This is a genomic window from Microbacterium sp. 77mftsu3.1 (genome assembly GCF_900100525.1).
Lineage (GTDB): Bacteria > Actinomycetota > Actinomycetes > Actinomycetales > Microbacteriaceae > Microbacterium > Microbacterium aquilitoris.
This window is the reverse complement of record NZ_FNCR01000001.1, coordinates 658,294-677,765: the sequence shown is the minus strand read 5'-3', so window position 1 is coordinate 677,765 and position 19,472 is coordinate 658,294. Positions and strand designations below refer to the sequence as shown.

Sequence of the window (19,472 nt, the reverse complement as noted above, 5' to 3'; positions counted from 1 at the left end):
CGTCGATGCGAACGGAACGCGGACGGTGCCGCCTTCCACGTCGAGGGTACAAGCGCAAGGGGACGAGCATCTGCGGCCGTCCACCGTAGCGTCGGGGATTGACGAAAGGAACCTCCCTATGGCAACCATCACGATCATCGGCGGACACGGAAAAGTCGGCCTGCTGCTCGCCCCCCTCCTCGTCGACGCGGGGCACCAGGTGACCTCCGTCATCCGCAACCCCGACCACCGCGACGACGTCGAGCGGACGGGCGCGACCGCCCTCGTCGCCGATGTCGCGGCATCCGACACCGACGCCATCACGGAACTCCTCGCCGACAGCGACGCGGTCGTGTGGTCGGCGGGCGCGGGTGGCGGCTCGCCGGAGCGGACCTATGCGGTCGACCGGGATGCCGCGATCCGTTCCATCGACGCGGCGGTCGCCGCCGAGGCGCGCCGGTACGTCATGGTGTCGTACTTCGGCGCCGGACCCGACCACGGCGTCGACCCCTCCGACGACTTCTTCGCGTATGCGGAATCGAAGGCCGCGGCCGATGAGCACCTTCGCGGTGCGGACCTCGACTGGACGATCCTCGCCCCGTCCGCTCTGACGCTCGACGACCCCACCGGTCGGATCGACGCAGATGCCGACAAGGGCACGTCGGTGTCGCGGGCGGACGTCGCCGCCGTGATTGCCGCCGCCCTGGCGGATCCGACCACGATCGGCCGGACGATCTCGTTCAACAGCGGCGACCAGCGGATCGCCGAGGCGATCCGGGCCTGAGCCGCACCGCGGTCAGGGGCCGACGGGTTCCGGTGCGTCGTCGCGGGTCGCACCGGCATCCGTCGTCGCACTGCGCTCGGTGAGGGCCGCGAACAGCTTCTCGGCGAGGTACTCGTGGCCCCGGTCGGAGGGGTGTTTGCGGCCCGCGCCGGTGTCGATCATCTCGAGGTAGTTCGCCGGGGTCAGCCACTGCTCCTGCAGGGGCGAGACGTACCACCAGTGGCGGGCGTCCGCGGCGGCCTCGAGGTCGGCGTCGATGCGGGCGGTCCCTTCGTCGACGGGGAACTCGTGGGGCGTCGGGCCGAAGATCACGATCTGCGCGCGGGGGTAGAGACGCTCGAAGGTGTCCCACGTGGCATCCACGGCCTCGCGGTACCCGCGCTCGCCCTGAAGGCGGTCGTTGATGGACCCCTGGATGATGATGAGGTCGTAGTCAGCGGCGGGATCGAGCGCCTCTGCGCGGCGGCGGAAGTCCGGTCCGTCGTAGCCGGGTCTCATGTATCCCGATCCGCGGACGCCGTCGACCGTGACGTTCCAGCCGCTCAGCCAGCCCAGGCGGTACGCGTAGCCCTCGGTCGGAAGAGTCGCCGCCGATCCGTATGTCCAGGAATCCCCGAACACGAGCACGTCGGCGTCGGCCGGGATGGACAGGGGCTCGACCTCGGCGACGGCGCCGACAGAGGTCGCTGCCTCCACGCGCGGCGTCGTGCGCCAGGGTTGCCATGCGGCGAGAGCGACGATCGCCGCCACGCCGCCGGCGACGATGCTCAGCCCCCAGTTACGCGCGCGACGATCAGACCCCATGCGACGAGGGTAAGCGATCATCGGCGGTGTCTGTGCCACTGTTCACCTGGCCGACACATGTCGTCCGCGTGCGAGGATTGCCCGGTGCAGCGTGTCGTCCGAGCCGAACTCGATCTCGACGTCGAAGGGGAGCTCGACCTCATCCTCTCGATCGCCGTGGCCGACGGCGTGCCGGTCGTCCACGAGGATCTCCGCCTCGAGCGGGACGGTCGCGTGCTCGTCCCGACGGTGATGACGGATGCCGCAGGCACACGCCTCCACCGCCTCCGGGTCGACGCGGGCCCGGTTCGGGTGTCCTACGACGCCCGCGTCGTGGGGAGCGCGGCGCCGCAGCCCGCCAGCGCTCTCGATACCGCGGTCTACCTCCGCCCCAGCCGGTACGCGCCGTCGGACTCGGTGTTCGCGCAGGCGCGCCGCCAGTTCGGGGGGCTTCGGGGAACGGACCTCCTCGTCGCCGTCGAGGCGTTCGTCGCCGAGACCGTCACCTACTCGCCGGGGCTGTCGCTCGGCACGGACTCGGCCGTCACCACGCTTGCGAGCGGGACGGGCGTCTGCCGCGACTACGCGCACCTGGTGATCGCGCTCCTGCGGGCGATGGACGTGCCCGCCCGGTACGTCGCCTGCTACGCGCCCGGCCTCGTGCCGATGGACTTCCACGCGGTCGCGGAGGCGTGGATCGACGGGCGCTGGCTGGTCGTCGACGCCACACGACTGTCCAACCGTCGGGGCCTGGTCCGGATCTCGACGGGAAGGGATGCCGCCGACTGCGCGTTCCTCAGCTACTACGGCGCCAATCTGGGCCTCCGACGGATGTTCGTCGACGCACGCGTCGAAGCGGACGACGCGGACCCCGAGGCGGCATCCGATCCACTCCGGGACGATCGCGCGAGCCTCGTCGCGCTGGCCTGAGCGTCATGGGACATCGCCGCACGGTGGCTCGGGCCGTTCTGATGATTAGGGTGGGGCACAACACATGGGGGAGCTGAACGTGACAACCGCCGACGATGCGATCAGACGCGCCATCATCGAGGAGTACGGCGTGCTCGGGGGAGCCCCCGAGCCCGACCTGCAGGGCCTCGTCCAGTTGGCCGCCACGGTGTGCGGGGTCCCCACCGCCGTGATCAACATCATCGACGATCGCTTCCAGCATCAGATCGCTGCCGTCGGGATCGAGCCGGCTGTCTGCAGCCGTGAGGATTCGATGTGCGCCGTCGTGTTCCGCAAGCCGGGGCACACCGTCGTCAGCGACGCGGCTCTCGACGAGCGCTTCGCCGCCAACCCGTTCGTGACCGGTGAGGTCGCCAACGTGCGTTTCTACGCCTCGAGCCCCCTCATCACCCCGATGGGCGTCCCGATCGGCACCATCTGCATCTTCGATGACGTACCCCGCGAGATGCCGGAGGACGAGAGCGCCGCCCTCGCCCTCATCGCCCATCAGATCGTCGACGTCCTCGAGCTGCGCCGCCTGACCCGGGAACTCGGCGAGTCGAACGAGCAGCTCGAGAACTTCGCGGCACAGGTCGCGCACGACCTCCGGAACCCTCTCACGGCCCTGACCGGGTACATCGAGCTCGCCTCCGAGGTGCCCGAGGTCGCCGAGACCCCCGCGGCGTCTCGCGCACTCGCTCGCGCCGAGTCCGTCGCCGACCGCATGTCCGGCATGATCGCCCGTCTCCTCGACTACGCGAGCGTCGGCGGTGCGCCGATCCGCCGCACCGCGGTCGAGGTCGGTCCGCTGATCGCCTCGACGATGGACGACCTGAGGACCGCCGGCCTCGACAACGGCGCCGACGTGACGGTCGACGCATCCGTCCCCGTGCCCGCCGATCCGACCCTCCTCGGCGTCCTGCTGCAGAACCTCGTCGGCAACGCCGTGAAGTTCGCGGGCGCCGGCGGACGCGCGCCGGCGATCACGGTGTCGGTCGGAACAGTGGCCGCGGGTGTACGGATCACGGTCGACGACAACGGCCCGGGCGTCCCGGTCGCCGAGCGGGACCTCGTGTTCGAGCCGCTCGAGCGAGGATCGAACGTCGACGTCCCCGGCTTCGGCATCGGCCTCGCCACGTGCAATCGGATCGTCCAGTCCCACGGCGGCCGCATGGGCATCGACGAGTCGCCCTCCGGCGGTGCCCGCGTCTGGGTGGTCCTGCCGTCGGCGTGAGGACCCCCTGAAACGTAGACTTGACGGGCTATGACTCCAGAAGCCCTCTCCGCAGCCCTTCTCGCCGTCGTCTCCCCGCTCGTGGAGGCGCGACGACCCGGCTCCGGTGAGGCTCTGACGCTCGCCGACTTCCCCGTCGAGCGCCCGAAGAACCGCGACCACGGCGATTGGGCATCCAACGCTGCGCTGAAGCTGTCGAAGCAGGTCGGTGCGAACCCGCGCGAGTTCGCGGCCGAGGTCGCCGACGCGCTCGCTGCCGTCGACGGCATCGCCTCGGTCGAGGTCGCCGGCCCCGGGTTCATCAACATCCGACTGGATGCCGCCGCTGCCGGCGCGCTCGCGAAGACGATCGTCGAGGCGGGCACGGCCTTCGGGCACGGGCGCTCGCAAGAGGGCAACACGATCAACCTCGAGTTCGTCAGCGCGAACCCGACCGGTCCCATGCACATCGGGCACACGCGCTGGGCCGCTCTCGGCGACGCGATCGCCCGTCTGCTGCTCGCGAGCGGCGCGACCCTCGTCCGCGAGTTCTACATCAACGACGCCGGCGCGCAGATGGACCGGTTCGGTCGCTCGGTGCTCGCCCGCATGCAGGGCGAGCCGGCTCCCGAGGACGGCTACGCCGGGGCCTACATCGACGACCTCGCGGCGCGTGTCGCCGAGGCCGAGCCCGGCATCGCCGACCTGCCCGAGGACGCACGCGTGGCCGCGGCCCGCGACAAGGCCTACGAACTGCAGCTCGCGGAGCTCCAGGCATCCCTCGAGAAGTTCAACGTCCACTTCGACGTCTTCTTCAGCGAGCGGACGCTGCACGCGAAGAGCGCAGACGGTGGCCCGAGCCTCGTCGACGAGGCCGTCGACCGCCTGCGTGCGCAGGGTCACGTCTTCGACGCCGACGGCGCCGTGTGGGTGCGCACCACCGACTTCGGCGACGACAAGGACCGCGTCATCCGCCGCTCGAACGGGGAGTACACGTACTTCGCCGCCGACGCCGCCTACTACCTGAACAAGGGCGACCGCGGTTTCGCGCACAAGATCTACCTGCTCGGCGCCGACCACCACGGTTACGTGCACCGCCTGAAGGCGCTCGCCGGCGCGGCCGGCGACGACCCCGAGAAGGACATCGAGGTCCTCATCGGGCAGCTCGTCTCCATCAACGGGGCGCGCCTCTCCAAGCGCGCCGGCAACATCATCGAGCTCGACGACCTGCGCGAATGGCTCGGGACCGACGCGCTGCGTTACTCGCTCGCGCGCTACCCGGCCGATTCGCCGCTCACGCTCGACCCCGAGATCCTGCAGAAGCGGACGAACGACAACCCGGTCTTCTACGTGCAGTACGCCCACGCGCGCACGCACAACGTGGCCCGCAACGCCGCCGATTCCGGCGTCGCGCGCGACGCGTTCGCTCCCGAGCTGCTCACGCACGAGACCGAGTCCGCGCTCCTGGGAGCGCTGCAGGAGTTCCCGCGCCTCGTCGCCTTCGCGGCGGAGCTGCGCGAACCGCACCGCATCGCCCGGTACCTCGAGGAGCTCGCGAGCCTCTACCACCGCTGGTACGACTCGTGCCGCGTCACCCCGCTCGGCGACGAGGTGGTCACGGACGTGCACCGCACGCGCCTGTGGCTGAACGACGCGACGGGTCAGGTCCTGCGCAACGGACTCGACCTGCTCGGCGTCAGCGCGCCCGAACGGATGTGACGTGGCAACTGTGACCGAGGTCCGGCCTGCTCGCCGTCGTCCCCGTCGAGGGGTCACCTGGGCGGTCGTCATCGTCCTCGCGGTCGTCGGACTCCTCGTCGCGGCGGAGGTCGCGGCACGCATCGTCACGCCGCAGATCATCCGCGATCAGATCGTCCAGAACGTCGGCCTCCCGGCCGACCAGAAGATCGACGTCGACATCCCCGCGCCGCTCCTGCTGCCTCTCGTCGTGGTCGGACAGTTGCCCGAGATCAGGCTGAGCGCTGACGATGTCGAGCTCAACGGCATCACGGCGGACGTCGACGTGACAGCGGACGACGTTCCGATGTACACCGGTGCCGATTGGTCGTCGGCGAACGCGACGGTCGTGTTGGATCAGGCTCAGACCCGCGCCCTGCTGTCGAAGGTGGACGGCTTCCCCGCGGAGTCGGTGACGCTCGATCCGCCCGACGTCGCCCTCGACACCGCGTTCCCGATCCTCGGCACGTCGGTCCCCGTGGGGGTGACCCTGTCGCCCGCCGCCCGCGACGGCCAGATCGTCCTGTCGCCCACGACGTTCCGTCTCGGCGGCGCAGATGTGTCGGCCGACGCGCTCCGCCAGCAGCTCGGTCCGCTCGTCGGCTCGATGCTGGAGGAGCTGCCGGTCTGCGTGTCTCAGTACCTGCCGAAGGCGATGACCCTCACGGGTGTCTCCGTCGCGGAGCGCGGGATCGTCGCGGACTTCGAGATCGACAGTGCCATCCTCCGCGACAAGGCCGCGCAGGAACCCGGTTCCTGCGACGGCGACCGCTAGCGTCACGGAGCCGGGGTGCTCCGCCCCGGTGCCCTAGACTGTGGGCACCGTCGGGGCGTGGCCACACCGCCCGACGTACCCGTTCCCACCCCGATTGGTGCCCCTGCGTGTCCACCACCTCCGACCGTCCCGCCGTGCCCGAGTGGCTGACTCAGCCGCATGACGCGAACGCGCTCGTCGAGGCCGTGTGGCCCGAGGGAGCCGTCCGTGACGACGCCGGGGCGATCGTCTTCGGGGGAGTGTCCGCGGCGGAGCTCGCCGAGCGGTTCGGCACCCCGCTGTACGTCGTCGACGAGGACCTCGTCCGCGCTCGCGCCCGCGAGGTGCTGACGGCGTTCCGGGATGCCGCGGCCCGCCACGGCGGCACGGCCCGGGTCTACTACGCGGGCAAGGCTCTGCTCACGACCGACGTCGTGCGCTGGGTCACCGCCGAGGGCCTCGGTGTCGACGTCGCCAGCGGCGGCGAGCTCGCCGTCGCGCTCGCGGCGGGAGCGGACCCTGCCCGCCTGGGCCTCCACGGCAACAACAAGCTGCCGTCCGAGATCAGCCGCGCGGTTCGGGTCGGCGTCGGCTCCATCGTCATCGACTCGCTCGTCGAGATCGAGCGGATCGCCGCCGAAGCCGAGTCCCAAGGGCGCGTCCAAACCGTCCTCATCCGCGTCAACAGCGGCGTGCACGCCGAGACCCACGACTTCCTGGCGACGGCCCACGAGGATCAGAAGTTCGGCTTCGCGCTGACGGATGCCGAGGCCGCCGTCGCACGCATCCGAGAACTTCCGTCGCTGCGCTTCGCGGGACTGCACTGCCACATCGGCTCGCAGATCTTCGGGACCGCCGGCTTCGCCGAGTCCGCCGCTCGTGTCGTGGAGCTGCACGCCCGGCTCCGCGAGGGAGGCGACGTTCCCCTCCTGAACCTCGGCGGCGGCTTCGGCATCGCCTACACCTCGAAGGACGACCCGACCCCGATCGCGAAGCTCGCCGACGGCATCGTCGCGGCGGTCGGGCGCGAGTGCGAGAGCCGCGGCATCCCGATGCCCGAGCTCGCCTTCGAGCCGGGCCGCACCATCGTCGGACGCGCCGGGGTGACCCTCTACCGGGTCGGCACGGTGAAGCCGGTGCGCGTCTCGGACGACCTCGAACGGCTCTACGTGAGCGTCGACGGCGGCATGAGCGACAACGCCCGCACAGCCCTGTACGGCGCGGACTACAGCGCGCGCATCGCGAGCCGCCGGAGCGACTCCGCCCCCGCTCTCACGCGCGTCGTGGGGCGCCACTGCGAGGCGGGCGACATCGTGGTGTCGGACGAGTACCTCCCCGGTGACGTCGAGCCCGGCGACCTCGTCGCCGTCGCGGCGACGGGCGCCTATTGCTTCTCGCTCGCGAGCAACTACAACTACCTGACCCGACCTCCCGTCGTGGCCGTGAGTGCCGGCACAGCTCGGCTGATCGTCCGCGGCGAGGACGAGAGCGACCTGCTGGCGCGCGACCTCGGCGTCGCACCGGCATCCCGCACCTCCGAGGAGTCCACATGATCGAACCCCGCCGCCTGCGCGTCGCGCTCCTGGGAGCCGGCGCCGTCGGATCCCAGGTCGCCCGGCTGCTGCTGACGCACGCCGACGAGCTCGCCGACCGAGCCGGAGCACCGCTCGACCTCGTCGGGATCGCCGTCCGCGATGTCGACGCCCCGCGCGAAGCGGACCTTCCCCGCGACCTGTTCACGACCGACGCCGACACCCTCATCGCGGGCGCCGACATCGTGATCGAGGTCACCGGGGGGCTCGAGCCCGCCCGCACCCGCATCCTCCACGCCCTCTCCTCCGGCGCCGACGTCGTCACGGCGAACAAGGCGCTCCTTGCGACCCACGGCAGCGAGATCTTCGACGCCGCCGACCAGGTCGGGGCCACCGTCGCCTACGAGGCGGCCGTCGCCGGCGCGATCCCGATCATCCGGCCGCTCCGCGACTCGCTCGCCGGCGACCGGGTGCGACGGATCATGGGCATCGTCAACGGCACGACGAACTACATCCTCGACCGCATGGACCGCGAAGGTCTCGGCTTCGACGAGGTGCTCGCCGAAGCGCAGCGGCTCGGCTACGCCGAGGCCGACCCGACGGCGGATGTCGAGGCGTACGACGCCGCGCAGAAGGCGGCGATCCTCGCGAGCCTCGCCTTCCACACGACCGTGCCGCTCGACGCCGTGCACCGCGAAGGCATCACGGCCGTGGATGCCGGCGTCATCGAGGCCGCCCGCAAGGCCGGCTACGTCGTCAAGCTCCTGGCCGTGTGCGAACGTCTCGTCGACCAGCCCGACGCCGCGCCGCACGGCGAGGCGATCTCGGTCCGCGTTTACCCCGCCCTGGTTCCCCGCGAGCACCCCCTCGCCTCGGTGCACGGCGCGAACAACGCCGTGTTCGTCGAGGCCGAGGCCGCCGGTGACCTGATGTTCTACGGCGCGGGTGCCGGGGGAGTGCAGACCGCGTCCGCCGTCCTCGGCGACGTCGTCTCGGCTGCGCGGCGCCACGTCGCGGGCGGACCCGGAGTCGGCGAGTCGACGCGCGGCGGCCTGCCGATCGTGCCGATCGGCCGTATCCGGACGAGCTGCCAGATCACGCTCGAAGTCGATGACCGGCCGGGTGTGCTCGCCACCGTCGCCGGCATCCTCAGCGACGGGAACGTGTCCATCGCGACCGTCGAACAGACCACCTCGGGCGGCGCCGTCGCCCAGGACAGCGGGGATGCCGTCGCGCACCTCGTCATCGGAACCCACACGGCCCGGGAGCAGGACCTGGCCGACACCGTCGAGCGCCTCGCTGCCACCAGCGCGGTGCGTCGGGTGGTCTCGGTCCTGCGGGTAGAAGGAGACTGACATGGCACACGTCTGGCGCGGAGTCCTCCGCGAGTACGCCGATCGACTGGGCGTCACCGACGCCTCGACCGTCGTGACGCTCGGCGAGGGCGGCACCCCGCTCATCCCGGCGGCGTCGCTGTCGCGCATCACCGGAGCCGATGTCTACATCAAGTTCGAGGGCATGAACCCGACGGGCTCGTTCAAGGACCGCGGCATGACCGTCGCCCTCTCCCGTGCCGTCGAGCACGGAGCCGAGGCCGTCATCTGCGCGTCGACCGGCAACACCTCGGCATCCGCGGCCGCCTACGCCGCGCACGCCGGCATCACGGCCGCCGTCCTCGTCCCCGAGGGCAAGATCGCCATGGGCAAGCTCAGCCAGGCCGTCGCCCATGGCGGCCAGCTCATCCAGATCCGCGGCAACTTCGACGACTGCCTCGAGATCGCGCGCGAGCTCGCCGGCGGGTACAAGGTGCACCTCGTCAACTCGGTCAACCCCGACCGCATCGAGGGACAGAAGACGGCCGCGTACGAGGTCGTCAGCCAGCTCGGCGACGCCCCCGACTTCCACTTCATCCCCGTCGGCAACGCCGGCAACTACACCGCCTACTCGCGCGGCTACCGCGAAGAGGCCGAGCGCGGCGTCGCCACGCGCGTGCCCCGCATGTTCGGCTTCCAGGCCGAGGGCTCCGCGCCGCTCGTGCGCGGCGAGGTCGTGAAGAACCCCGAGACGATCGCCTCGGCCATCCGCATCGGCAACCCCGCGTCGTGGGACCTCGCCCTCGAAGCCCGCGCAGCCACCGACGGCTGGTTCGGCGCGATCGACGACGAGCGCATCCTCGCGGCGCAGAAGCTCCTCGCCGGCACCGTCGGCGTCTTCGTCGAGCCGGCGTCGGCGATCAGCGTCGCCGGTCTGCTCGACCGTGCCGAGGCGGGTGTCATCCCGAACGGCGCCAAGGTCGTCCTCACCGTCACCGGCCACGGCCTGAAGGACCCGCAGTGGGCGCTCCGCAACCCCGACGGCTCGCAGGTCGAGCCCATCGTCGTGGACGCGGCGACCAGCGAGGTGGCCTCCGCGCTCGACCTCACCCGCGTGGCGGGATGACGCTCGCGGGGCGCTCCGTCGCCGTTCGCGTCCCCGCGACGAGCGCCAACCTCGGGCCCGGCTTCGACACGCTCGGTCTCGCCCTGAGCGTCCACGACGAACTCGTCGTGACCGCGCTCGACGGTCCGGGCCTCGAGATCGAGGTTTCGGGGGAGGGGGCCGCCGACGTTCCGACGGACGCCTCGCACCTCGTGGTCCGCTCGATGGCGTACGCGTTCGAGGCGGCCGGCCGGCCGATGCCCGGCATCCGTCTGCGCGCGCACAACGTGATCCCTCACGGCCGCGGGATGGGATCCTCCGGTGCCGCCGTCGTGGCGGGACTGCTCGCGGCGCAGGGACTGCTCGAGGGCGACGTCACCCTCGGCCCCGAGACCCTCTTGCGCCTGGCGACCGAGCTCGAGGGGCACCCCGACAACGTGGCGCCGGCGCTATTCGGCGGGCTGACCATCGCGTGGATGGACTCCACGGGGCCGCAGCACAAGAAGCTGGCCGTCCACCGCGGGGTCTCACCGCTCGTCTTCGTCCCCGAGTTCACGATGTCGACCTCGGTCGCGCGCGGTCTCGCGCCGCTCCACGTCACGCGCGAGGACGCCGTCTTCAACGTGTCGCGGTCGGCCCTGCTCATCGCGGCGCTGACGCAGAGCCCCGAACTGCTCATGGCGGCGACGGAGGACAAGCTCCACCAGTCGTACCGGGCGCAGGCGATGCCCGCGACGGATGCACTCGTGCAGGGCCTGCGTGCCGCCGGGTTCGCCGCCGTCGTCTCGGGCGCAGGACCCAGCGTCCTCGTCCTCGCCGACGGGCCGGGTCGACGACTCGAAGCGGTCGATTTCGCCGCCACGTCGACGGACACGCCATGGAAACCCTTGCTGCTGGCCGTCGATGTGCGGGGTGGTACAGTGAGGGACCATACGGAGGATGCCACGTAATCACGTGAATCTGCCCTCCACTCGCAATTTGCGAACCACCGCACACCCCTCCTGACGGGCCTGCGCAACTCTGTGCCTGCGCGAACACCCCGCTGAGGATTCGGATCCGTCGTGGACGGAACCACCTGCGGTTATGACTTTCCACATCTGAAAGGGAGAACTCGTGGAGTCCATCTCCGAGATCCAGACCGGCGACGACGTCGCCACCGGCGGCGCTGCCGCCGACGAGACCACCACGGCCGCCGCGCAGGACGCGACGACGGATGCCGCTGCGGACACCGCCGACTCGACTGCCGTCGAAGCCGCGCCCGCCGCAGACGAGGCGACCGAGCCGTCCACCGACGAGGCCGCCGCGCCCGCCGAGGAGCCCGTGCAGGCGAAGCGCCCCGCACGGAGGACCTCCGCGAAGAAGGCCGCTGCTGCAGCCGAGCCCGTCGCAGACGAGGCCGTCGCAGACGAGACCGTCGGCCAGGACGCTGCACCCGCAGTCGAGGCATCCGCTGACGAGAAGCCGGCCGACGAGAAGCCGGCGAAGGCGCCGCGCAAGCGTGCGCCGCGTCGTGCCAAGAGCGGTGACGCTCCTGCCGAGGCAGCGCCTGCCGCCGACGCCGCTGCTGCCGCCGACGCCGCTCCGGCTGCCGCTGACGCCACGCCGGCGGACGCTCCGGTGACCGAGGCCAGCGCCGCCCCGGCCGCAGCCGAGGCACCCGCCGAGCAGGCATCCGACGACGCGAACGCGTCCGCATCGAGCGACGCGAACACCGCGGCATCCGGAGACGACTCCGAGGGCTCCAGCGAGGGGACCGGCCGCAGCCGGTCGCGCAGCCGCAGCCGCAGCCGCAACCGCAACAAGGGCGAGAACGGCCAGAACGGCAACCAGGGCGGCAACGGCCAGGGCGGCAACGCTCAGAACGGCAACGCTCAGAACGCGCCGGCCGACAAGCCCGCCGCCGAGTCGGTCTCCGACGACGAGCAGGGCCAGGGCCGCGGCCGCCAGCGCAACAAGCGCCGCGGGCAGTCCACGGGCGACGAGTTCGACACCGAGATCGGCGAGGACGACGTCCTCATCCCGATCGCCGGCATCCTCGACGTCCTCGACAACTACGCCTTCGTCCGCACCACGGGTTACCTGCCCGGGCAGAGCGACGTCTACGTCTCGCTCGGCCAGGTCAAGAAGTACAACCTGCGCAAGGGCGACGCGGTCGTCGGCGCGATCAAGCAGCCCCGCGAGGGTGAGCAGTCGAGCCGCCAGAAGTACAACGCGCTCGTCAAGGTCGACGCCGTCAACGGCCTGTCGGTCGAGGACGCCGCCACGCGTGTCGAGTTCGGCAAGCTGACCCCGCTCTACCCGCAGGAGCGCCTGCGCCTCGAGACCGCGCCCGAGAAGCTGACGCAGCGCATCATCGACCTCGTGGCTCCCATCGGCAAGGGCCAGCGCGGCCTCATCGTCGCGCCTCCCAAGGCCGGTAAGACGATCGTCCTGCAGCAGATCGCCAACGCGATCGCGACGAACAACCCCGAGGTCCACCTCATGGTCGTCCTCGTCGACGAGCGTCCCGAAGAGGTCACCGACATGCAGCGGACGGTCAAGGGCGAGGTCATCGCCTCGACCTTCGACCGCCCCGCCGAGGACCACACGACGGTCGCCGAGCTCGCCATCGAGCGTGCGAAGCGTCTCGTCGAGCTCGGTCGCGACGTCGTCGTCCTCCTCGACTCGATCACGCGCCTCGGCCGCGCCTACAACATCTCGGCGCCCACCTCGGGCCGCGTGCTCACCGGTGGTGTCGACGCCTCGGCGCTCTACCCGCCCAAGCGCTTCTTCGGCGCGGCGCGCAACATCGAGAACGGCGGATCGCTCACGATCCTCGCCACGGCTCTCGTCGAGACCGGCTCCAAGATGGACGACGTCATCTTCGAGGAGTTCAAGGGCACCGGCAACAGCGAGCTGCGCCTGTCGCGTCAGCTCGCCGACAAGCGGATCTTCCCCGCCGTCGACGTCAACGCGTCGAGCACCCGTCGCGAGGAGATGCTCCTCTCGGCCGACGAGGTCAAGATCACGTGGAAGCTGCGTCGCGCCCTCGCCGGCCTCGACCAGCAGCAGGCCCTCGAGGTCGTCCTCGGCAAGCTGAAGGAGACGACGTCGAACGTCGAGTTCCTCGTGCAGATGCAGAAGTCGATGCCGGCCCCCGCCGCCGGCGGCCACGCGCACGAGAACAGCATCCGCTGAGCCTCGAGCCGTGTTCGAATCCGTCCAGACGCTGATCGACGAGCACCGCGCGGTCCAGGAGGAACTCTCCGACCCCGCGGTGCACGCCGACGCGTCGCGCGCCAAGCGCGTCAACCGGCGGTACGCGGAGCTCTCCCGCATCGTCGCCGCGTACGATGCGTGGCACGGAGCGGAGGAGGACCTCGCCGCCGGTCGGGAGCTGGCCAAGGAGGACGACGCCTTCGCTGAGGAGGTCCCGGCGCTCGAGCAGCGCCTGGCCGAGACGCAGGAGAAGCTCCGGCGCCTGCTGATCCCGCGCGACCCCGACGACGCCCGCGACGTGATCCTCGAGATCAAGGCGGGCGAGGGCGGCGCCGAATCCGCGCTGTTCGCGGCGGACCTCCTTCGCATGTACCTGCAGTACGCGGCATCCCGCGGCTGGAAGACCGAGCTCCTCGAACGCAACGAATCGGACCTCGGCGGGTACAAAGACGTCCAGATCGCGATCAAGGGCTCGTCCAGCGACCCGGCGCAGGGCGTCTGGGCGCACCTGAAGTACGAGGGCGGCGTGCACCGCGTGCAACGCGTGCCCGCGACCGAGTCGCAGGGGCGCATCCACACCTCGACGACCGGTGTTCTCGTGTTCCCCGAGGTCGACGAGCCCGAAGAGGTCCAGATCGATCCGAACGACCTCAAGATCGACGTCTTCCGCTCGTCCGGACCGGGTGGGCAGTCGGTCAACACGACGGACTCCGCCGTCCGCATCACGCACGTGCCGACCGGCATCGTCGTCTCGATGCAGAACGAGAAGAGCCAGCTGCAGAACCGCGAAGCCGGTATGCGCGTCCTCCGCGCACGCCTGCTCGCCAAGCAGCAGGAGGAGCGGGATGCCGCGGCCTCCGACGCGCGCAGGTCGCAGATCCGCGGCATGGATCGCTCCGAGCGCATCCGCACCTACAACTTCCCCGAGAACCGCATCGCGGATCACCGCACCGGGTACAAGGCCTACAACCTCGACCAGGTGATGGACGGCGCGCTCGGCCCCCTCATCGATTCCGCGATCGCCGCGGACGAAGAGGCGCAGCTGGCCGCGGTCGGCTCGGAGGCCTGAGCCGGGTCAGATGTGGTACTCGGGCGCCATGAGGATCGCCCGGGTGTCCTCGTTCGCCGTGCGCCGACGCGCGCGTGCCGGTACGCCCACCAGGACGGAGTCCGCGGGGGCATCCTTCGTCACGACGGCGTTCGCCCCGATCACCGAGTGCGCCCCGATCACGATCGGCCCGAGGATCTTCGCGCCCGCGCCGACGGCGACGCCGTCCTCGAGGGTGGGATGCCGCTTGCCGCCGTCCCGGGTCCGGCCGCCCAGCGTCACCCCGTGGTACAGCATGACGTCGTCCCCGACTTCGGCGGTCTCGCCGATGACGACACCCATGCCGTGATCGATGAAGAACCGTCGCCCGATGGTGGCCCCCGGGTGGATCTCGATCCCGGTCAGCCAGCGGGACACCTGCGAGAGTGCGCGCGCCGGGAACCGCCTGCCGCGCCGCCACAGCGCGTGCGCGACCCGGTGACTCCACACGGCGTGGAGTCCCGGGTAGAGCAGCGCGATCTCGGCGCCGCCGCGGGCCGCGGGGTCGCGCAGCTTCGCGGAGGCCACGTCCTCACGGACGGACCGCGCCGCGGCGGCGACGCTGCGGACGAACGAGGGGGCGGTGGGGGGCACGGCGGACCTTCCGGGTGTCGGCGTGCGGGTCAGTCGCGGAACTCCTCGAAGAGCGCGGTCGACAGGTACCGCTCGCCGAACGAGGGGATGATGACGACGATGTTCTTGCCCTCGGCCTCGGGGCGAGCCGCGACCTGAAGCGCGGCCCAGATGGCGGCACCGGACGAGATGCCGACGAGGATGCCTTCGGTCGTCGCGACCTTCTTCGCGGTCTCGATCGCGTCGTCGAACGTGACGTCCTGGACCTCGTCGATGACGCCCTGGTCGAGGATCGGGGGGATGAAGTTCGGGCCGATGCCCTGGATCTTGTGGGGACCGGGCTTGCCCTCGGTCAGCAGCGGCGAGTCCTTGGGCTCGACGGCGACGACCTTCGCGGACGGTACCCGCTCCTTGAGCACCTGACCGACACCAGTGATGGTGCCGCCCGTGCCGATGCCGGCGACGAAGTAGTCGACGGCGCCGTCGGTGTCGCGGAGGATCTCCTCGGCGGTCGTCTTCCGGTGAATCTCGACGTTGGCCTGGTTGGCGAACTGCTTGGCGAGCACGGCGCCCGGGGTCTCGGCGGCGATGCGCTCGGCTTCGCCGACCGCGCCCTTCATGCCGAGGGAGGGGTCGGTGAGAACGAGCTCGGCGCCGTAGGCGCGCAGCAGCATCCGGCGCTCGACCGACATCGACGAGGGCATCGTCAGGATGACCTTGTACCCGCGGGCTGCGCCGACCATCGCCAGGGCGATGCCGGTGTTACCGCTCGTGCCTTCGACGATCGTGCCGCCGGGCTTCAGCTCGCCCGAGGCTTCGGCGGCGTCGACGATGGCGATGCCGAGGCGGTCCTTGACCGAGGATGCCGGGTTGTAGAACTCGAGCTTGGCCAGGATGGTCCCGGGCAGGCCCTCCGATACGCGGTTCAGTCGGACCAGGGGAGTGTTGCCGAATGCGCTGGTGATGTCGGAGTGGATGCCGGTCATGGGATGCCTTCCGTGCGGATGGAGATCTGGGTCGCGGTTCAGGTGCCCGCGATGCGTCCCCCAGCCTAAGGCGCGCCTGCGGCCGGTGGCCCTGTGTGACGATGCGGCGCGCGGTATCCTGGGCTTTCCCATGTCGACTTCACGGATCTCCGACGCGCCCGCCGGCAGCGACCTCGCACCCCTCGTCCGCACCGCGGCGGCGCGCCTCGCCGCCGCGGGCGTCCCGTCGGCCGATGTGGACGCCGAACTCCTCGCGGCCCATGTCCTCGGGCTCGGCCGTGGCGAGCTGGCTGCCGCGATGATGCGGGGTGATCGGATGCCGGAGCTCGAGGCGACGCGTTTCGCCGAGTTCGTCGAACGCCGCGCGGCGCGCGAACCCCTTCAGCACCTCACCGGCCGGGCGCCGTTCCGGCACATGGAGCTGCGGGTCGGTCCCGGCGTGTTCGTCCCGCGTCCCGAGACCGAGATGGTCGCCCAGCTCGCGATCGACGCGCTCCGCGAGGCTCCCGGCCCCGAGCCCGTCGCAGTCGACCTGGGGACGGGAAGCGGAGCCCTCGCCCTGGCCTTGGCCACCGAGGTGCCGCACGCGCGCGTGCACGCCGCCGAGAACTCGGTCGAGGCGTTCATCTGGGCCAAGGAGAACTTCGCCGAGCAGGCACCGCACGCCCGGCTCGCCTTCATCGACCTCGCCGACGCCTTCCGCGAGCTCGACGGCACCGTCTCGGTCGTCGTCTCGAATCCTCCGTACGTTCCCGACGACGCCGTCCCGCGCGACCCCGAGGTTCGCTTCTGGGATCCGCCCGCGGCCCTCTACGGCGGCGCCGACGGTCTGGACGTCGTCCGCGTCCTCTCGGGCGTCGCGCTGCGCCTGCTGCACCCCGGCGGCACCCTCGTGATCGAGCACGGCGAGTGGCAGGGCCCCGGCATCCGCGAGATCCTGAGCGCCGACGGGTGGCGCGGCGCCGCCACCCACCCCGACCTCACCCTGCGCGACCGCGCGACGACCGCCCTCCGCCCCTGACCTCGACCACGTCCCTCTGACGCCCTCCTCCCGTGTTCTCGCAGGTGCAGGAGGGGCGCTCCTCGTAGAATGCTGCGGATATGTCTCCCGTTCTCGACTGCCGTGACGCCGACCAGCTGCTGCCCGCTCTCCGCCAGGCACGGCAAGCGATCGGCCGCGGCGAACTCATCGTGATGCCGACCGACACCGTCTACGGTGTGGCCGCGGACGCCTTCAACGCGTCGGCGGTGGCTCGCCTGCTCGCCGCGAAGGGTCGCGGGCGGCAGTCGCCGCCCCCCGTCCTCGTCTCGGGACCCGACACGATGCGCGCTCTCGTGGCCGAGGTCCCCGAACCCGTCGAGCGTCTCGTCGAGCGTTTCTGGCCGGGCGGACTCACGATCGTGCTCCCGGCCCAGCCGTCGCTGCGGTGGGACCTGGGCGAGACGCGCGGCACCGTCGCGGTGCGGATGCCGAACGACCGTTTCGCCCTCGAGCTCCTCGAGGAGACCGGCCCGCTCGCGGTGTCCAGCGCGAACCTGACGGGCAAGCCCGCCGCGCTCGGGATCGACTCGGCCGTGCAGATGCTCCGCGACAGCGTCTCGGTGTACCTCGACGGCGGCCTCGTCGAGACCGGTGTCGCTTCGACGATCATCGATGCGACCGGCCTCGTCGGTCGCGACCGGCGCCCGGTGACGGTCCTCCGCGACGGCGCCGTCTCGCGCCAGGACCTCCGCGACGTCCTCGGCGACCTCCTCGAGCCCGATCCGGTCGACCCCGAAGAATCCGACGCCGCGTGAGGGACTACCTGCTCGCGTTCGTCATCACCGGCGCCCTCACCTTCGTCTTCTCGTGGGTCGTGTGGCGCGTGGCGATGAGATTCGGGCTCCACCCGGCGATCCGCGAGCGGGACGTGCACAAGACCCCGACGCCGCGGCTGGGCGGCGTGGCGATGTTCATCGGGATGCTCGGCTTCTTCGTCCTGTCCTCGCAGCTCCCCGCCTTCGCGATCGTCTGGCAGGAGCCGTCGATGGTGTGGTCGCTCCTCGGGGCCGCCGCGCTCATGGTCGTGGTGGGCGTCGCCGACGACCTCTGGGACCTCGACTGGATGATCAAGCTCGGCGCCCAGTTCGTCGCCGCCTGGATCGTCGTGTTCCTCGGCGGCATCCAGATCTTCTATCTGCCCTTCGGCCAGCAGGTCGTCGTGTCGAGCTGGGTGAGCATCAGCCTGTCGATCCTCCTGATCGTGATCGTCATGAACGCGGTCAACTTCATCGACGGTCTCGACGGCCTCGTCGCCGGTGTCTGCCTCATCGCCAACGCGGTGTTCTTCGCCTACTCCGCCATGCTCGTGCGCGATTTCGACAACAGCGAGCAGAGCAACACGGGTGTGTTCATCGCCATCGTGCTGCTCGGCATGTGCGCGGGCTTCCTCCCGTTCAACTGGAACCCGGCGCGGATGTTCATGGGGGATGCCGGTGCGCTGCTGCTCGGGCTCATGATGGCGTCGTCCGCGATCGTCGTGACGGGCAATCTGCCGCCGAACCTGCTGAGCGACAACGATCTCTTCGGCCGCTCGCAGCTACTCGGTGCCTTCATCCCCGTCATCCTCCCCGTGGTCATCGTGCTGCTCCCCCTCGTCGACTTCGGTCTCGCCGTCGTCCGCCGCATGGCGCAGGGCAAGTCCCCGTTCTCACCCGACCGCAAGCACCTCCATCACCGGATGCTCGACATGGGTCACACCGACCGCAACGCCGTGTTCGTGTTCTACGCATGGACCGCGGTCGTCTCCCTCTCCGTCCTCCTGATGTACATCGGCACGACGAAGGGGTGGCCGGGGCGGTACTGGCCCGGTGTCGCCTTCCTGATCATCGGATGCGTGGCGTGCGTCCTCGTCACCCTTCCCCCCGCGCGCCGTGCCCGTCCGGTCGCGCCCGAGCGAAAGGCCCTCTCATGAGCGCCCTGTCCTCCACCCGTATGCTCCGCACCGCTCTGGTGTGGTCGGGCATCGTCACCCTGGTCCTCGCCGTCGTCGGGGGAGTCGTGGGTCTGCTCGTGGCCGGCGTCTCGGGACTGTCGAGCGCGCTCGTGGCGGTCCTCATGGCGGCCGTTTTCCTCGCCTTCACGATCGTCTCGATCCTCATCGCCAACCGCTTCTACGGCGACCCGCTGTTCGTCCCGATCTTCTTCGGGTCGGTCATGGGCGGATGGATCCTGAAGTTCGTCGTCTTCCTCGTGGTGCTCTTCGTCCTCCGCGACCAGCCCTGGCTCACGCCGATGGTGTTCCTCATCTCCCTGATCGTGAGCATCATCGCCTCGCTCGTCGTGGACGTCGTCGTCATGATGCGCATGCGGATGCCGGCAGTCAGTGACACGACGCTGCCCACCGCCGCAGAGGTCGAGGCCGCAGAGGTGGAGGCGGGGGAGCGTCGGCACGGGGACACCAGCACCCCAGAGGCCTGATAGGCTGTTTACGAGCCCGC

The 19,472-nt window shown here is 70.7% G+C and carries 18 protein-coding genes; 15 read left to right on the top strand and 3 right to left on the bottom strand.

Annotated features, from left to right (window positions below; genetic code table 11):
- The first annotated feature begins 118 nt into the window (after window positions 1-118).
- Window positions 119-763 (top strand): SDR family oxidoreductase, encoded by a 645-nt coding sequence (locus tag BLR68_RS03480; RefSeq protein WP_018188648.1) that lies wholly within the window; start codon window positions 119-121, stop codon window positions 761-763.
- A 12-nt stretch (window positions 764-775) separates the two neighbouring features.
- Here BLR68_RS03480 and BLR68_RS03475 read toward each other — a convergent pair whose 3' ends face one another.
- Complete coding sequence (locus BLR68_RS03475; RefSeq protein WP_018188647.1) at window positions 776-1,567, bottom strand: SGNH/GDSL hydrolase family protein; 792 nt, start codon at window positions 1,565-1,567, stop codon at window positions 776-778.
- Between the two features lie 84 nt (window positions 1,568-1,651).
- Here BLR68_RS03475 and BLR68_RS03470 point away from each other — a divergent pair, with 84 nt between their 5' ends.
- The 10 genes from BLR68_RS03470 to prfA all read left to right on the top strand — a co-directional run bounded on the left by BLR68_RS03470 (window position 1,652) and on the right by prfA (window position 14,415).
- Window positions 1,652-2,476 carry a transglutaminase-like domain-containing protein gene (locus BLR68_RS03470; RefSeq protein WP_018188646.1) on the top strand — a complete coding sequence of 275 codons (825 nt, stop codon included), beginning with the start codon at window positions 1,652-1,654 and terminating at the stop codon, window positions 2,474-2,476.
- A gap of 79 nt (window positions 2,477-2,555) precedes the next feature.
- Complete coding sequence (locus BLR68_RS03465; RefSeq protein ID WP_256335305.1) at window positions 2,556-3,728, top strand: sensor histidine kinase; 1,173 nt, start codon at window positions 2,556-2,558, stop codon at window positions 3,726-3,728.
- Window positions 3,729-3,758: 30 nt separating this feature from the next.
- On the top strand, window positions 3,759-5,426 hold the full coding sequence (locus BLR68_RS03460; RefSeq protein ID WP_018188644.1) for an arginine--tRNA ligase: 1,668 nt from the start codon (window positions 3,759-3,761) through the stop codon (window positions 5,424-5,426).
- A 1-nt stretch (window position 5,427) separates the two neighbouring features.
- Entirely contained in the window at window positions 5,428-6,219 is a 792-nt protein-coding gene (locus BLR68_RS03455) for an LmeA family phospholipid-binding protein (RefSeq protein ID WP_026303028.1), read from the top strand.
- Between the two features lie 107 nt (window positions 6,220-6,326).
- On the top strand, window positions 6,327-7,751 hold the full coding sequence (gene lysA / locus BLR68_RS03450; protein WP_018188642.1) for a diaminopimelate decarboxylase: 1,425 nt from the start codon (window positions 6,327-6,329) through the stop codon (window positions 7,749-7,751).
- Window positions 7,748-9,085: a homoserine dehydrogenase gene (locus tag BLR68_RS03445; protein ID WP_018188641.1), complete on the top strand. Its 1,338-nt coding sequence runs from the start codon at window positions 7,748-7,750 to the stop codon at window positions 9,083-9,085. Before lysA ends, BLR68_RS03445 begins: the two co-directional genes overlap by 4 nt.
- 1 nt (window position 9,086) lies before the next feature.
- Window positions 9,087-10,169 carry a threonine synthase gene (gene thrC / locus BLR68_RS03440; protein ID WP_018188640.1) on the top strand — a complete coding sequence of 361 codons (1,083 nt, stop codon included), beginning with the start codon at window positions 9,087-9,089 and terminating at the stop codon, window positions 10,167-10,169.
- The gene (gene thrB / locus BLR68_RS03435; protein WP_018188639.1) at window positions 10,166-11,098 is read left to right on the top strand and encodes a homoserine kinase; all 933 of its coding nucleotides are present in this window, start codon (window positions 10,166-10,168) and stop codon (window positions 11,096-11,098) included. Before thrC ends, thrB begins: the two co-directional genes overlap by 4 nt.
- 163 nt (window positions 11,099-11,261) lie before the next feature.
- Window positions 11,262-13,325 (top strand): transcription termination factor Rho, encoded by a 2,064-nt coding sequence (rho, locus tag BLR68_RS03430; protein ID WP_018188638.1) that lies wholly within the window; start codon window positions 11,262-11,264, stop codon window positions 13,323-13,325.
- A gap of 10 nt (window positions 13,326-13,335) precedes the next feature.
- The gene (gene prfA / locus BLR68_RS03425) at window positions 13,336-14,415 is read left to right on the top strand and encodes a peptide chain release factor 1 (protein ID WP_018188637.1); all 1,080 of its coding nucleotides are present in this window, start codon (window positions 13,336-13,338) and stop codon (window positions 14,413-14,415) included.
- A gap of 6 nt (window positions 14,416-14,421) precedes the next feature.
- Here prfA and epsC read toward each other — a convergent pair whose 3' ends face one another.
- Window positions 14,422-15,027: a serine O-acetyltransferase EpsC gene (epsC, locus tag BLR68_RS03420; RefSeq protein ID WP_018188636.1), complete on the bottom strand. Its 606-nt coding sequence runs from the start codon at window positions 15,025-15,027 to the stop codon at window positions 14,422-14,424.
- A gap of 29 nt (window positions 15,028-15,056) precedes the next feature.
- On the bottom strand, window positions 15,057-15,992 hold the full coding sequence (gene cysK, locus BLR68_RS03415; protein WP_018188635.1) for a cysteine synthase A: 936 nt from the start codon (window positions 15,990-15,992) through the stop codon (window positions 15,057-15,059).
- 130 nt (window positions 15,993-16,122) lie between these two features.
- On the opposite strand from cysK, the gene prmC reads away from it, so the two are divergent.
- From prmC to BLR68_RS03395, 4 genes are all read left to right on the top strand, one after another.
- Window positions 16,123-17,013, top strand: a complete 891-nt coding sequence (gene prmC, locus BLR68_RS03410) for a peptide chain release factor N(5)-glutamine methyltransferase (protein WP_018188634.1) — start codon at window positions 16,123-16,125, stop codon at window positions 17,011-17,013.
- A gap of 80 nt (window positions 17,014-17,093) precedes the next feature.
- A complete protein-coding gene (locus BLR68_RS03405; RefSeq protein ID WP_018188633.1) occupies window positions 17,094-17,789 on the top strand; it encodes an L-threonylcarbamoyladenylate synthase in 696 nt (231 codons plus the stop codon).
- Complete coding sequence (locus BLR68_RS03400) at window positions 17,786-18,946, top strand: MraY family glycosyltransferase (protein WP_018188632.1); 1,161 nt, start codon at window positions 17,786-17,788, stop codon at window positions 18,944-18,946. The genes BLR68_RS03405 and BLR68_RS03400 overlap by 4 nt, the downstream gene beginning before the upstream one ends.
- Entirely contained in the window at window positions 18,943-19,452 is a 510-nt protein-coding gene (locus BLR68_RS03395; protein WP_020096826.1) for a Cg1360 family ATP-synthase-associated protein, read from the top strand. The genes BLR68_RS03400 and BLR68_RS03395 overlap by 4 nt, the downstream gene beginning before the upstream one ends.
- The last annotated feature ends 20 nt before the right edge of the window (window positions 19,453-19,472 follow it).

Coding starts and splice junctions, on each gene's coding strand:
- BLR68_RS03460 (WP_018188644.1), top strand. CDS start 3,759: ATGACTCCAGAAGCCCTCTCCGCAGCCCTTCTCGCCGTCGTCTCCCCG.
- BLR68_RS03445 (WP_018188641.1), top strand. CDS start 7,748: ATGATCGAACCCCGCCGCCTGCGCGTCGCGCTCCTGGGAGCCGGCGCC.
- thrC (WP_018188640.1), top strand. CDS start 9,087: ATGGCACACGTCTGGCGCGGAGTCCTCCGCGAGTACGCCGATCGACTG.
- BLR68_RS03395 (WP_020096826.1), top strand. CDS start 18,943: ATGAGCGCCCTGTCCTCCACCCGTATGCTCCGCACCGCTCTGGTGTGG.
- BLR68_RS03475 (WP_018188647.1), bottom strand. CDS start 1,567: ATGGGGTCTGATCGTCGCGCGCGTAACTGGGGGCTGAGCATCGTCGCC.
- thrB (WP_018188639.1), top strand. CDS start 10,166: ATGACGCTCGCGGGGCGCTCCGTCGCCGTTCGCGTCCCCGCGACGAGC.
- BLR68_RS03480 (WP_018188648.1), top strand. CDS start 119: ATGGCAACCATCACGATCATCGGCGGACACGGAAAAGTCGGCCTGCTG.
- prmC (WP_018188634.1), top strand. CDS start 16,123: ATGTCGACTTCACGGATCTCCGACGCGCCCGCCGGCAGCGACCTCGCA.
- cysK (WP_018188635.1), bottom strand. CDS start 15,992: ATGACCGGCATCCACTCCGACATCACCAGCGCATTCGGCAACACTCCC.
- BLR68_RS03405 (WP_018188633.1), top strand. CDS start 17,094: ATGTCTCCCGTTCTCGACTGCCGTGACGCCGACCAGCTGCTGCCCGCT.